The following is a 15,814-nucleotide window of genomic DNA, read 5'->3' as shown; positions in this document are numbered from 1 at the left end:
TCAAGGGGGACTTCCGGATTCTCCCCCCTTTTCAAGGCAGGGATTATTCACTGACTAGAGAAAAAGACTGTAACCCCGATCGTGTCGTTGTAGAACAAATGATTGCTAACGAAAAATAAGGGATTGTAACAATTTTCTCTGCTTAACGAATAGTCCCTGCCTTTTCAAGGGGGGCTGGGGGGGATCTAATTCATGTGTCTGTTATAGTTTTGGCGGCAAAAATCTCTGCGACACTCAGTTGCAATTCCGGAAACGCCAAAGACTCAATCCTCTCGTTTTCGGTAAACAGCGTGACTTGATACTCTCCATCCACCAGTTGGTAAACAGAGAGAGTCGGTTGTTTGGGATTGCCGATAAACCGCCGACCCCCTAAACCCAGATAATCTACAATCCAGTATTCGGGTATCCCCATCAGTTCGTATTCCCCGACCTTCCTCAGATAATCATCTTGCCAGTTTGTACTGACAACCTCGATCGCCAGTCCCAAGGAATTTCCCTTGGTAATAATCGATTCTTTCTGCCAACGGGGTTCCTCGGCCAGTTGTGCTTTATTGAGAACAATAATGTCAGGTTGGTAGCCGGATTCGTCATGGATCGCTTTCAGCAAGCAATCGCCAGGAATTGCACAAGGTAATTCGTAACGGTTGATGTGAATTGCCAGTTTTCCGATTAAAAAACCGATAACACTAGAATGTTCTCCAGTTCCTAAAGGTATTTTGACGATCGCTCCATTGCGTAGTTCGTATTTATCCGTCGCGTTTTCGGGATACCAGTCCACAAATTCATCGAATGATATGGGTTTGGTTAGAGTTGCAATCATAGTTATTCAGCGCGAGAGATTAAGACAACAAAGGGTTTGGCGGGTATTGACAAATCGCCGGATGGGTATTGAATGAAACTTCTACAAGATTAGCACGAGAGAAAGATTGTCGGGTTTACACCTCGATCGCCTCCAAATACTCCGATAAGAAATCAATCAGATCGATCGATTCAGCGACAAACCCCATCGCATCGCTAAACTTGGGACCTTGAACTAGGGAGGAAAAATGGGCGATCGCCTCGAGTTGTTTGGCCTTCTGGAGATACTGGAGATATTTCAACAGATTCTTGCGGGCATTATCCGCTTTATTTTCCGGGCAATGCCCGGCATTGAGCCAGAGTAAGACCCGTTCGTTCAAACTGGCCAAGTCCTGAATTTCCAAGTCTTTGAGATGTTTGGAATGCTTAGAATATTGCAGTAGGAGTTGCTCGGGACTCAAACCCCGTTGGTTAGCGAGGCTTTGGCGAAAGGCGATACTGGCACGACTCCCCACCATCCCTGCAATCAGTTTGAAGTGAATCTCCTCCAACTCACCTCCCCCCTTATTAACTCCCCCCTTATTAACTCCCCCCTTATTACCTCCCCCCTTATTAAGGGGGGGCAGGGGGGGATCGTCCTCCTTACCTCCCCCCTTATTAAGGGGGGGCAGGGGGGGATCGTCCTTATAGTTGCGAAGAAAATCCGCAACTTTGACCCAAGCGCGGCGATCGGGAGTTTTGATCAAGCCAGCAGTGGCGATCGCCGCATCCGCATCGGGATTGTCACCATCGAGATATTCTGGATGCTGTTGGATAAACGTCAGCACCCGCGCATCAATATCCTGCTTGGCAGCCCAGAGCAGCCAATCTTCCACCGTCGGCGCAAACTCATAGAGATTGAACCGCGACACCAGAGCCGGATCTAGTTCCGTCAGTTGATATTCTTCCCCCGCATTCACCGCAGCAATGACAATACTGCCAGGAGGTAGAGATTTACCAGCTAGGGTTTTGTTAAGAGTTAGGTCTTGAACCGCCTGCAAAATTTCCGGTCGGGCCCGGTTAAGCTCGTCGAGAAAGAGTACCACCGGGCGATCGGCTTCGGGCCACCAGTAGGGAGGTAAAAACACCGAACGCCCCGTTGCCTCATCTTTATGCAGTAAGCCAATCAAATCCCCCGGATCGCTCATCTGCCCCAAAAAGAAGGGGATGACGGGCAGATTCTGGCGCTGACGGTAGAAATGGCTAATCATTTCTGATTTGCCAATACCATGCTTGCCCACCAGGAGAATATTTTGCGACCGTGGGGTCAGTTCCAAAACGCGATCGAGTTCGCGGGCATCAATACGAATCATTTTTTTCTACCTTTATCCTTCTGCATTTAACTACAAATCCTCATGACGAATCCAGTCAGAACGGCGATAGCCTCGCTTGAGATGAGTTTTAAAGCGAACGCCAGTATTGTAAGTCTCGCGGAGAGCCTGAATTGCAGTACGCAATTTGGGGAGTACCTCCTTGAACTGGTTAAAGGGAATCAAAATGGCAAAGTAGTCTTGGTCAGACAGACGAATAATCAGCTTCAGCTTAACAGTATCGACTTCGGTGGCAAAGTCAAATCGATCTTCCTTGGCAATTTTACGCACCTGAGCCAAGATGGCTTGTATTTTCAAGTCTTTCTGTTTTTGGCGCTTGGCAGCCTGGGCTTTTTGTCGGTCAACTCTCTGAAAAAATGCGTGGACTAGGGCAACCACCTCACTAATATCTGAAACGGGGGCGGGCGATCGCTCTCCCCCTAAGTCTACCCAGAACTGTTGCTCCGGACTCCTAAGCAAATGTAAATGGGTTTCATTTCGATACCAGCGATCGCCTGGTTCTTGGAGCAGAATACAGCAACAGAGGTCATTGCTGGGGGGCTGGTCTGTGCTTGATCCCCCTCGGAAACGACTGTAATGGTGACAATTATTATTCCGCTTTGCGCCAGCGAGAGGCTCAAGGAGCGCCAACAAGTCTTCAGCCAGTTCCCTGGACTGTTCGGGGTCAACGCTGAGGGGTTCCCCCCCCGATATATTCTCCCGGAGGAGCTTTTGTAAACTTCGTGATGCGATCGACATAATATTAATTTGCAATTTACAGCTTGAAGTTTCATACTACAGCAATGCCGATTTAGATTTTATGGCCGAAGACTTTCCGAAATTCATTGCATCCATGCAAACAGACTGCGATCGCATTCGCCAAAACTTTTGTTGAGATAGAAAAGCATCCCAATTGCATTACCATCGCCACTGAATTAAGCGAAGATAAAAAGGGCATTATTGTGCAAATTACTGATAATGGCAAGGGACTTCCTGATGAAATAAAAGAGCGCATCTTTGAGCAAGGATTTACCACGAAAGAAGTAGGTAAAGGTACGGAGTTAGGCATGGCGATCGCCCGTCAAATTGTAGTCGAAAAACATGGCGGCAAGATAACTTGTATCTCAGAATACAACAAAGGTACAGAATTTGCGATTACAATTCCTATTTGCATTTGCCCAGCGTAATTCTGGCAAGATAATTTTTGTCAATTGATATTTTTAGATCACAATGTATGAAGTCATTAATGATGTTCAAATGATGGAAACAGAAATAGTCAGATTTTTCCACTATCAAACCAAAGAACTCATCCACGAAAGCGATCGCACCCTCGTCTATCGCGGACAGTGCAATGACGATGCCAAACCCGTCATTCTGAAACTAATGCGAAATGAATATCCTTCCTTTCACGAATTAGTTCAGTTTCGTAACCAGTATGCCATTACCCGTAATCTCAACATTGAAGGCATCATCAAAACCTACGCCCTAGAACGCTACGAGAACCGCCATGTCATGATTATGGAAGATTTTGGGGGAATGGCTTTACAGGAAGCCAAAGAGGATAATTATACCGTTGTCGAGTTTCTCGCGATTGCCATTCAACTCGCAGAAATTCTGCATCAGTTGCACCAAAATCGTCTTATTCATAAAGATATCAAACCCGCAAATATACTGATTCATCCTCAAACTCAACAAGTTAAACTCATCGACTTCAGTATTTCCTCGTTATTACCCAAAGAAACCCAAACCCTACAAACTCCTAACGTTTTAGAAGGAACTCTTGCTTATCTTTCCCCAGAACAAACTGGACGCATGAACCGAGGAGTTGACTATCGCAGTGATTTTTATTCTCTCGGTGTCACCTTTTACCAACTCCTAACGGGAAAACTTCCCTTTGTAAGTGACGATCCCCTAGAATTGATTCACGCTCATATTGCCAAAACGCCTCCCTTAATCAGTCACCAGTTATCAATACCTAAACCTATTGCAGACATTGTGATGAAGTTGATGGCGAAAAATGCCGAAGACCGCTATCAAAGTGCTTTGGGATTAAAATACGACCTCGAAAAATGTCAAAAACAATGGCAAGAAAGTGAAAAAATAGAACCTTTTGTATTAGGAGAACGGGATAGGAGCGATCGCTTTCTCATTCCCGAAAAACTCTACGGACGAGAAAAAGAAGTTCAAATGTTGCTTGAAGTATTCGATCGCGTTTCTGAAGGAAAGACAGAAATAATGCTGGTAGCGGGATTTTCGGGGATTGGCAAAACTGCCGTGGTCAATGAAGTTCACAAACCTATTGTTGCCAAACGCGGCTACTTTATCAAAGGCAAATTCGACCAGTTTCAACGTAATATTCCCTTTAGTGCCTTTGTGCAAGCCTTCCGAGACTTAATGGGGCAACTTCTGGGGGAAAGCGATACTCAATTGGCACTCTGGAAAAGCAAAATTCTCAAGGCTTTAGGAGAAAATGGACAAATTGTTATTGATGTTATTCCCGAATTAGAGCGCATTATTGGAGAACAACCTGCCGTTGCCGAACTTTCCGGAAGTGCAGCCCAAAATCGCTTTAACCGCTTATTTTCTCTATTTATTCAAGTATTTACCACGCGCAATCATCCTTTAGTTATTTTCATTGATGACCTACAGTGGGCAGATTCGGCATCGTTGAAGTTAATGCAACTGCTAATGGAGGATGCAGAAATAGGTTATTTACTGTTATTAGGAGCTTATCGAGATAACGAAGTATTTCCCGCTCATCCCTTAATGCTCACTCTTGATAATATTAGCAAAGCGGAAGTTATTCTTGATACTATAACACTTGCTCCTTTGAGCAAAACTAACCTGAATGACTTGGTGGCAGATACCCTCAGTTGCGAAGAAGAAATCGCCTTACCTTTAACAGAATTAGTCTACCAAAAAACTCAAGGAAATCCCTTTTTTGCAACTCAATTTCTCAAGGGATTGCACGATGATGGCTGGATTCATTTTAACTTTAATGTTGGTTATTGGCAGTGCGATCTAACACGGGTGCAGGAGTTAACACTCTCCGATGATGTGGTGGAATTTATGGCCACAAGGCTGCATAAGTTAGAGGGAGAAACTCAAGAAATACTGAAGTTAGCAGCCTGTATTGGCAATCAGTTCGATTTAGAGACTTTAGCAATGGTTTGCGATCGCCAAGGAGTGGAAGTCGCAACTGCACTGTGGCCGGCATTAAAAGAAGGTTTGATATTACCTCTGAGCTACACCTATAAGTTTTTTCAAGAGACTCATTCTGAGGAACAAGCACAGCCGAAAAACATATCAATAGGCTACAAGTTTCTGCATGATCGCGTTCAACAAGCTGCTTATTCTTTGATTCCAGATTCAGATAAAAAAGCCACCCATCTCAAAATCGGACAACTACTTCAGCAAAATTACTCAGAAATAAAACAAGAGGAAAAACTGTTCGATATTGTCGAGCATTTAAACCAAGGACAAGAACTAATCGCCCACCCACAAGAACGAGAAAACTTAGCCAAACTTAACTTAAAAGCTGGAGTTAAAGCCAGAAATTCTACCGCATACACGGCAGCCAAAATCTATTTACAAATAGGGATTGAATTATTGACAGAAAGCTGTTGGCTTCATCAGTATGAATTAACATTAAATCTCTATGTGGCTGCTGCCGAAGTTGCCTATTTGAATGCCGATCTTGACAAGATGGAACAGATGGCTGCACTGGTGTTAGCAGAAGCTCAGACGATTTTAGACAAAATCAAAATTTACAAAATTCAAATCGTCGCACTGACAGCCCAAAGCAAGATGTTAGAAGCGATCGCAGTAGCCAGAGATGCACTGGGGCAATTGGGGGTTGAACTCCCCACCGCACCTGACGAAACCAAGATTGGCAAAGCACTACAGAACCTAGCTAATCTTCAAAGCGGCAGAGGGATTCAGGAACTAATCGATCTACCTGTAATGAGCGATCGCCAGACTCAGGCAGCCATGCAACTATTAGGAATGTTATTTGCAACTGTCTTTCAGGGGATGCCGGGATTAATGCCCATACTGAGCGCGACTATGGTTAGTTTATCGCTCCAGTTTGGGAATACACCCGCATCAACGGTGGGGTATGCGATTCATGGTCTTGTGCTGTGTAACTTTTTAGGAGAAGTGGAAACAGGCTATAACTTTGGGCAATTGGCTTTGAAATTGCTTAACCGATTTAATGTAGGGGAATTCAAGCCTACAGTTCTACTTTTTTTTGGAGCCTGTATTCAGCATCATCAGGAATCTCTGAGGGCAATGATGGTGACGCTGAAAAGTGGGTATGTGGCTGGTATGGAAATTGGTGATTTTCTTAACGCTGGCTACTGCATGGGCAATTACTTCAATGCCACCCTTTTTGCTGGGGTAGAACTGGACACTTGGAAACTGGAAATAGCAGCTTACAGGGCTGTTTTAGTGCAGGTAAAACAATATTCTGCCTTGACTTATGTGGATATGGCGCATCAGGTGGTGCGGAACTTGAAGGAAACTCGTACTCGGCAGGATTGCTTAATTGGTGATATCTACGATGAAACGGTGATGATTCCTAAGCACCATCAGGACAACGATCTTACTTCGATCGCTATTGCTTACATCTATAAACTTATGCTTGCCTACTGTTTTGGCAATTACACTGTTGCCCTAAACCATAACGCCGAAGCCAAACAGTATTTGATGGGAGTATCAGGCATGATTTTTGTTCCCATTTTCCATTTCTATGCAGCCCTGACACATTTGGCGCTTTTCTCTACACAGCCAGAGCCGGAACAAGCAGAGCTTCTTGCCTTGGTGGAAGCCGATCAAACTACTTTGAAACAGTGGGCGCAAAATGCTCCCATGAATCATCTACACAAATGGTATTTAGTTGAGGCTGAACGGCAAAGGGTTTTGGGCAATAAATCAGAAGCAATAGATTTGTACGATCGCGCTATCTCCCTCGCTCAAGAAAATCAATTTCTCAATGAAGAAGCCTTAGCTAACGAACTCGCCGCCAAATTCTATCTCGACTGGGGCAAGGAAAAAGTGGCAAGCGGTTATATGCAAGATGCCTACTATTGTTATGCTCGTTGGGGAGCCAAAGCCAAAATTGAAGACTTAGAAACACGCTATCCCAGCTTTTTAACACCTATTCTCGCAGGGCAAAAACCCAGTTTAACAGGGAGTACAACCTTCGTTAGTTTGAGTACGGGAACCATTTCCAAAACTACCACAGGAGCAGGGGAATTGTTGGATTTAGCAACATTAATGAAAGCCTCTCGGCTGCTTTCAGAAGAAATTGAATTAGAAGGCGCGATCGCCAATTTAATGAAGGTTATTCGGGAAAATGCTGGTGCTGAAACAGTTGCCTTGATGCTCTTCCAAGAGCAAGTTTTAACCCTCAAGGCACGAAGCACGGGAGAAGATAATTGCACCGACTCTATCCCCGTAGAAAGCAGTAATGTCGTACCGTTGAGCATCATCAACCAAGTCAAAAACCGCCGCAAACCATTACTATTAACAAATGTCAGCCAAGAAGCTAGTTATGCAGGAGATGTTTACATCCAACAACATCAACCCAAATCTGTTTTATGTCTTCCTTTGATCGATCGCGGTCAACTCATTGGCATTCTCTACCTCGAAAATAACCGCGCTACTGGGGCATTTACTGGCGATCGCGCAGAAATCCTCAATCTTCTCTGTTCTCAAGCCGCGATCGCCCTCGAAAATGCTCAACTGTACCAACAAGCACAACAAGCTGTGACCAACTTACAACAAGCACAATTGCAATTGGTACAAAAGGAAAAAATGGCAACCTTGGGCAATTTAGTAGCGGGGGTTGCTCACGAAATCAATAATCCTCTCGGTTTTATTGGCGGTAATGTCACGGTTATCGAAGACTATCTGAAAGATTTATTCACCATTATCCAAGGCTATCGAGAAGAATTTCCTAACCCCAGTCCTCAACTTACCGAAGACATTGAAGAACTGGATCTAGATTTTCTCCTGGAAGACTTCCCTAAAACCATTGCATCCATGCAAGAAGGAGTGAATCGCATTCGCGATATTAGCACATCCTTGCGAACCTTTTCTCGCACAGATACCGATAAAAAAACCGAATTTAATTTACATGAAGGCATTGACAGCACATTATTAATCTTAAAATATCGACTCAAGGCCAATGAAAAACGCCCTGCCATTGAAATTATTAAAGAATACGGGGATGTTCCGGAAATCAAATGCCATGCAGGACAACTCAATCAAGTGTTTATGAACTTATTAGCCAATGCGATCGACGCTCTAGAAGAAAGTAGTGCAGAAAAAACCTACACGGAGATAGAAAGTGACCCCAATTGTATTACAGTTAGCACCCAATTAAGCGAAGATAAACAGAGCATCATCGTGAAAATTGCTGATAATGGGATGGGAATTTCTGATGAAATAAAAGAGCGCATTTTTGAGCAAGGATTTACTACGAAAGAAGTAGGGAAAGGAACGGGTTTGGGAATGGCGATCGCCCGTCAAATTATTACGGAAAAACATTGCGGTACGATTCAGGTTAATTCTATACTAGGAAAAGGAACAGAATTTATGATCACTTTACCAAATTAAGGGAGGATCGACAAGTTTATTTTTCCGGGTGCATCTCAAAGTTGCAAATTTACAACATTGCTCCGAATAATTAGAGCTAGGGAGCGAGATGCTCCCACTACGATAAACCATAATGGGCTCCGAATAATCCGAATAATTAGAGCTAGGGAGCGAGATGCTCCCACTACGATAAGCCATAATGGGCTCCGAATAATCCGAATAATTAGAGCTAGGGAGCGAGACGCTCCCACTACGATAAACCATAATGGGCTCCGAATAATCCGAATAATTAGAGCTAGGGAGCGAGACGCTCCCACTACGATAAGCCATAATGGGCTCCGAATAATCCGAATAATTAGAGCTAGGGAGCGAGACGCTCCCACTACGATAAACCATAATGGGGGTAGTGCGTTCGCGTAGCGTGTCCAAAGGAAAAACATCTTGCTCGCTATTTTTACAAAACTGAGATGCACCCATTTTTCCGAGATTTCAGACTCATTTAACCAATTAAGTAACTATCTATTCTCAAACTAAAACAGCCATGAATAACTCTCACCAAAACAGCAACCCTCAGACAACTATTAAAATTCTCAACTATCAAATCACCGAAACCGTTTATTCGGGGAGTAGAACAATAGTTTTTCGGGGCATTCGTACCAATGACCAATTACCAGTAGTTATCAAACTCCTGAAAAATGACTATCCTACCTTCAGCGAATTAGTACAATTTCGCAATCAATACACCATTGCCAAAAATCTCCACTCACCCCTAATTATCCAAACTTATAGCCTAGAATCCTACCAAAATAGTTATGCCTTAGTCATGGAAGACTTTGGCGGTATTTCACTTCAGGAATGGGGGCTAAAAAGAGAAAATAGACCCTCTTTGAGCGAGGTTTTAGAAATAGCAATCACCTTATGCAATGCCTTAGAAATATTGTACCGCGAGCGAATTATTCATAAAGATATCAAACCCAGCAATATATTAATCAATCCCGAAACAAAACAAGTTAAATTAATCGACTTTAGTATCGCATCTTTACTGCCAAAAGAAACACAAACTTTGATAAATCCCAACGTTTTAGAAGGGACACTGGCCTATATTTCCCCCGAACAAACAGGGCGGATGAATCGGGGAATTGATTATCGGACTGACTTTTATTCTTTAGGGATAACTTTTTATGAATTACTCACAGGAAAATTACCTTTTGAATCCAATGATCCAATGGAATTAGTACATTGTCATCTGGCAAAAATAGCACCCTCGATCAATGAAATCAACCCAGAAATTCCGTCGGTACTCTCAAAAATAGTCAATAAATTGATAGCAAAAAATGCAGAATCCCGCTATCAAAGTATATTGGGATTAAAATACGATCTAGAAAACTGTTTAAGTCAACTACAAAAAACAGGTGATATTCAAGACTTTGAAATTGCTCGGCGAGATGTGGGCGATCGCTTCCTGATCCCTGACAAACTCTATGGACGAGAAACGGAAATAGAAACCCTACTCCAAGCCTTTGAAAGAGTCAGTAATCCCCCCCAGACCCCCCTTCGTAAGGGGGGAGGTTCAGAAATGATGCTAGTCGCTGGTTTTTCTGGGATTGGAAAAACCGCAGTTGTTAACGAAGTTCATAAACCCATTGTGCAGCAACGAGGTTATTTTATTAAAGGAAAATATGACCAATTTCAAAGGAATATTCCCTTCAGTGCATTTGTGCAAGCCTTCCGAGATTTAATGGGGCAATTATTAACAGAAAGTGATGCCCAAATTCAACAATGGAAAAGCCAAATATTAGAGGCAGTAGGTGAAAACGGACAAGTAATTATTGAAGTCATCCCCGAATTAGAAAGAATTATTGGTCAACAACCCCCAGCAGTGGAATTATCAGGAAATGCTGCACAAAATCGATTTAATTTATTATTTCAAAAATTCACCCAAGTTTTTACAAGTATTGAACATCCTTTAGTGATGTTCTTAGATGATTTACAATGGGCCGATTCGGCATCGCTGAAATTAATGCAGGTGTTAATGGTGGATACCCATCATCTGTTATTAATTGGAGCCTATCGGGATAACGAAGTGAATCCTGGACATCCCTTGATATTGACTTTGAGTGAAATCCAGAAAACAGCAGCAACAATTAATACAATTACTTTAGCACCACTGAGTGAAATAGAAATCAATCAATTAATAGCTGATACACTTAAATGTAACGAAACTTTAGCCTTGCCACTTTCACAATTGGTTTTTCAGAAAACCAAAGGAAATCCATTTTTTGCCACGCAATTTCTCAAAGCATTGCATCAAGAGAAATTAATTAAATATGATTTTAATTTGGGTTGTTGGCAATGCGATATGGCGCAAATCAATCAGCAAGCACTAACAGATGATGTCGTAGAATTTATGGCGTTGCAGTTAGAGAAATTACCATCCTTCACCCAGGATATTCTCAAGTTAGGAGCTTGTATTGGCAATGAGTTTGATTTAGGAACTTTGGCAATTGTTTCGGAACATTCAGAAGTAGAAACGGCGGCTGGTTTATGGAAAGCGCTGCAAGAAGGGTTAGTTTTACCGCAAAGTGAAGTTTATAAATTTTATGTGGGGCAAGAAAGTCAAACTGTTACTCAAGAAAATCAAGAGATTGTCACATATAAATTTTTACATGACCGAGTACAGCAAGCAGCCTATTCACTCATTCCCAATGACCAAAAGCAAGCCACCCATCTTAAAATTGGACAACTACTTCAGCAAAATTATTCAGAAATAGCACAAGAAGAAAAACTGTTTGATATTGTCGGGCATTTAAACCAAGGCCAAGAGCTAATCATCCAAGAGCCGGAACGAGAAACCTTAGCCAAACTTAACTTAAAAGCCGGACAGAAAGCCAGAAATTCTACTGCATACACAGCAGCCAAAATCTATTTACAAATAGGGATTGAATTATTGGCAGAAAACTGTTGGCAAAATCAGTATGAATTAACATTAAATCTCTATGTGGCTGCCGCCGAAGTTGCCTATTTGAATGCCGATCTTGACAACATGGAACAGATGGCTGCACTGGTGTTGCAAGAAGCTCAGACGATTTTAGACAAAGTAAAAATTTACCAAATTAAAATCATCGCACAAATAGCCAAGGGTAAGATGTTAGAAGGTCTCGCAGTGGCAAGAGATGCACTCTTACTGTTAGGCTTTGAGTTTCCTGCTGAAGCTGACGAAGCCACCATTGGCAAAGCGCTACAGACTCTAGCCAGCCAACAAAGCACAGAAATTGAAGAGTTAATAGAGCTACCTGTAATGAAAGAACCTCAAACTCAGGCAGCGATGCAACTGTTGGGAATGTTACCTACAGCAATTTTCCAAGGAATGCCCGGATTAATGCCCATACTAAGCGCAACGATGGTGAGTTTGTCGCTCCAGTTTGGCAATGCACCTGAATCGGCGGTGGGGTATGTTATTCACGGTATGGTAATATCTGCCTTTGGCGGAGAAGTGGAAACGGGCTATCGCTTTGGGCGATTAGCACTGAAGTTGCTCGATCGCTTTAATGCGCCAGAATTAAAGTGTATGGTTCTACTAAATTTTGGCGGCTTTCTTCAGCACCGTCGAGAATCTTTGAGGGCAATGATGCCGACAGTTAAAGATGGCTATATGGCGGGTATGGAAACTGGTGATTTTACTACTGCAGGTTACTGCATATCCAATTACATCAATGCCAACCTTTTTAGTGGGGTAGAATTGGAGACTTTGGAGGCAGAAATAGCAGTTTACAGGGAGGTATTCGTACAAGTCAAACAGGATTCTGCTCGGGCTTATATGGAGGTGGAGCAGCAGATGGTGCAGAACTTGAGGGCAACTCAGGTTCAGTCGGATTGCTTAATTGGTGATGTCTACGATGAAACAGTGATGCTTCCCAAACACCATCAGGATAGCGAGCTTACTGCGATCGCTTTTGCTTACATCTACAAACTTTTCCTAGCTTACTTTTTTGGCAATTATACGTCTGCCCTAAACCATAGCGCCGAAGCCAAAAAGTATTTGATGGCCGTGTCAGACATGGTTTTTATTCCCATTTTTCATTTCTATGCAGCCCTGACATATTTGGCGCAGCTAGAGTCGGAGCAAGCCGAAGTTCTTGCCTCTGTAGAAACCCATCAAACGATTTTGCACCAATGGGCAAAAAATGCTCCCATGAATTATCTGCATAAATGGTATTTAGTTGAAGCAGAACGGCAAAGGGTTTTGGGCAATAAAGTAGAAGCAATAGATTTGTACGATCGCGCTATCTCTCTCGCCCAAGAAAATCAATTTATCAACGAAGAAGCCTTAGCCAATGAACTAGCGGCTAAGTTTTACCTTGACTGGGGTAAAGAGCAATTTGCTCAAATTCACATCATCAATGCCTATTATTGCTATTCCCGTTGGGGTGCCAAAGCCAAAGTTAATCACCTTGAAACAACCTATCCCAAATTACTCCAACCCATCCTGCAACAACAACAATTCAACCTTAATACCCTAGAAACTATCACCTTTCATGGAACATTATCATCCACTCGCACCATTAGCACAGGCAGCACCAGCATTTCCGATGTCTTAGATTTTACCAGCGTACTCAAAGCGGCTCAAGTTCTCTCTAGCTCTCTAGAATTAGACCCACTTGTTGCCAGTCTCTCTCGTATTATCATCGAAAATTCTGGGGCAAAAAAAGCGGCATTATTGCTACCTCAAGATGATACTTGGCTCATTAAAGCAATTACTTTAATTACTCAAGGGAAAATACAAACTATACTTGAACCACAATCATTAAATAATTGTTCGGATATTCCTTTAACAGTTATTAATTACGTCAAAAACACAAAACAAACGGTTGTTATAGACAATTGCCAAACAGATATCCCTGGTCTGATTGGGGAATATATGTTATCTCATCAACCCCAGAGTGTTTTGTGTACTGCCATTATGAATCAAGGAAATTTGGTGGGGATTCTTTACCTAGAAAATAAACTGGTGAGTGGTGTATTTACTGGCGATCGCCTTAGTGTAATTAATCTTCTGTCTTCCCAAGCTGCAATCTCCTTAGAAAATGCGAGGCTTTATCAGCAATCTCAACAATCATTGCAAGATTTACAACAAGCACAACTCCAACTGGTACAAAGTGAAAAAATGTCGGCACTGGGTAATTTAATAGCAGGAGTCGGTCACGAAATCAATAATCCTTTGGGCTTTATTGCTGCCAGTCTCGAATTAACTAAACCCACTATTACTGATATTTTTGAACACTTAAAACTCTATCAAGAAAGTCTGCCATCACCGAGTAATGAAATCATCGAACACAGCGAAGAAATTGACTTAGATTATAGCTTAGAAGACCTACCAAAAATGCTTGATTCTATGACAATAGCCTGTGACAGACTCAAAAATATTAGCACTTCACTCCGCACCTTCTCCCGTGCAGATAAAGACTACAAAGTACCGTTTAATATTCATGAAGGTATTAACAGCACTCTGTTAATTCTCAAACATCGCCTTAAAGCTAATGAAAAACGCACTGAAATTGAAGTCATTACTAATTATGGAGATTTACCTCAAGTTCAGTGTTTTCCCGGTCAATTGAATCAGGTCTTTATGAATATTATTGCCAATGCTATTGATACCTTGGATGAATCAACGAAAGGTCTAAGTTTTGCAGAAATTGAGGCAAATAATAACCAAATTAAAATTACAACTTTAGCAGAAAATCAAGGAGTTAAAATTTCTATTACTGATAATGGTCAAGGTATGAATGAAGAAGTTAAACAAAAGATTTTCGAGCAAGGATTTACCACTAAACAAGTGGGAAAAGGAACCGGTTTAGGATTGGCGATCGCCCATCAAATTATTGCAGAAAAACATGGCGGGACAATAACTTGTCGCTCAGAATTAGGCGAAGGCACAGAATTTATCTTGATGTTGCCTCTCTCTTAAAAAAATAATTCAGCGATCGCATCGTGTCAACCCAGATCATATTGCCATTTGTTTTTCCTCGCCATATCCCTATCACAGTATTGCCACAAAAATCGAAACTTGATATTTTTCTTAATAAATTCCAAATTCCCAGATCGAATTGCTTGCCGTCGTATGGGCGAGTATGTAACAATTGACTTTCATTACGATTAAATTTAACTCTAGTTCAGATACAAGTGTGCGGCCAATGTCTCAGCGAGAAAGGGTAATTGACTTTTTTCAGAAAGTCTGTGACGATCCATCAATTCAAAATAAACTCAAAGCCCCTTGTCCCGCAAATCGTCAGGGATTTGCTAATGTCGCCCAAGAGTGCGGCTACGACCTTAGCGGCGCAGATCTTGATGACTATGTAAGATTCTATCAATTTTACACGGAATTTCAACGGGCAATCGAACGACACCAAGCTGGAAAGCAAACCTTACCAGACTGGCTCAATAAGTGGGAAAAACACCTGAAGAAATTTTCAGACGATCCCCTGGACGATCGCTATGACACGATTAAGCGTTTCATCTAATGTAATGCTTTGCTTTCATGTTCTTTTTCTGATTGTCCCCGTTCTAAGCTAATCTGACCTTTGTATTCATTTGTTCACGAACGGGAGGGTATATTGGAACGCACCTTCATTATGATTAAACCTGACGGCGTACAGCGCGGTTTAATTGGCGAAATTGTCAAGCGATTTGAAACTAAAGGCTTTACTTTGGTTGGGATGAAATTAGTTGCCGTTTCTCAGGAACTGGCAGAACAACATTATGACGTTCATAAAGAGCGTCCTTTTTTTGCAGGATTAGTGAAATTTATCACTTCAAGCCCTGTTGTAGCAATGGTTTGGCAAGGGGATGGCATTGTTGCTTCCGCTCGCAAAATCATCGGCGCAACCAATCCTTTAGCCTCCGATCCTGGCACGATTCGCGGCGATTATGGCATTGATGTAGGACGAAATCTCATTCATGGTTCCGATGCGATCGAAACGGCTCAACGAGAAATCGCGTTATGGTTTCCAGAAGATGAATTAGTGTCTTGGGAGTCTCATACGAAATCTTGGCTCTACGAGAAGTAATAA

General features: G+C 42.3%; 8 protein-coding genes. 5 read left to right on the top strand and 3 right to left on the bottom strand.

All coding sequences use genetic code 11. From position 1 onward, the window contains the following. Positions 1-190 precede the first annotated feature (190 nt). From JUI58_RS10595 to JUI58_RS10585, 3 genes are all read right to left on the bottom strand, one after another. Positions 191-820: a Uma2 family endonuclease gene (locus tag JUI58_RS10595; RefSeq protein WP_204103752.1), complete on the bottom strand. Its 630-nt coding sequence runs from the start codon at positions 818-820 to the stop codon at positions 191-193. A gap of 115 nt (positions 821-935) precedes the next feature. Next, positions 936-2,150 carry an AAA family ATPase gene (locus JUI58_RS10590; protein ID WP_204103751.1) on the bottom strand — a complete coding sequence of 405 codons (1,215 nt, stop codon included), beginning with the start codon at positions 2,148-2,150 and terminating at the stop codon, positions 936-938. A 30-nt stretch (positions 2,151-2,180) separates the two neighbouring features. Beyond that, a complete protein-coding gene (locus JUI58_RS10585; protein WP_204103750.1) occupies positions 2,181-2,906 on the bottom strand; it encodes a hypothetical protein in 726 nt (241 codons plus the stop codon). Between the two features lie 86 nt (positions 2,907-2,992). Between JUI58_RS10585 and JUI58_RS10580 the strand changes: the two genes are divergently transcribed. The 5 genes from JUI58_RS10580 (at position 2,993) to ndk (ending at position 15,811) form a co-directional block, all read left to right on the top strand. Further along, the gene (locus JUI58_RS10580; RefSeq protein WP_204103749.1) at positions 2,993-3,334 is read left to right on the top strand and encodes a HAMP domain-containing sensor histidine kinase; all 342 of its coding nucleotides are present in this window, start codon (positions 2,993-2,995) and stop codon (positions 3,332-3,334) included. Positions 3,335-3,377: 43 nt separating this feature from the next. Further along, positions 3,378-8,768 carry an AAA family ATPase gene (locus JUI58_RS10575; RefSeq protein WP_239121391.1) on the top strand — a complete coding sequence of 1,797 codons (5,391 nt, stop codon included), beginning with the start codon at positions 3,378-3,380 and terminating at the stop codon, positions 8,766-8,768. A 520-nt stretch (positions 8,769-9,288) separates the two neighbouring features. Further along, on the top strand, positions 9,289-14,712 hold the full coding sequence (locus tag JUI58_RS10570; RefSeq protein WP_204103748.1) for an ATP-binding sensor histidine kinase: 5,424 nt from the start codon (positions 9,289-9,291) through the stop codon (positions 14,710-14,712). A 226-nt stretch (positions 14,713-14,938) separates the two neighbouring features. Continuing rightward, a complete protein-coding gene (locus tag JUI58_RS10565; RefSeq protein WP_204103747.1) occupies positions 14,939-15,265 on the top strand; it encodes a Nif11-like leader peptide family natural product precursor in 327 nt (108 codons plus the stop codon). Positions 15,266-15,358: 93 nt separating this feature from the next. After that, a complete protein-coding gene (gene ndk, locus JUI58_RS10560; protein ID WP_204103746.1) occupies positions 15,359-15,811 on the top strand; it encodes a nucleoside-diphosphate kinase in 453 nt (150 codons plus the stop codon). The last annotated feature ends 3 nt before the right edge of the window (positions 15,812-15,814 follow it).

The organism is Spirulina sp. CCY15215 (assembly GCF_016888125.1).
Taxonomy (GTDB): Bacteria; Cyanobacteriota; Cyanobacteriia; order Cyanobacteriales; family Spirulinaceae; genus CCY15215.
The sequence above is the reverse complement of the archived record's forward strand: the minus strand, read 5'-3'. Positions and strand labels throughout refer to the sequence as shown.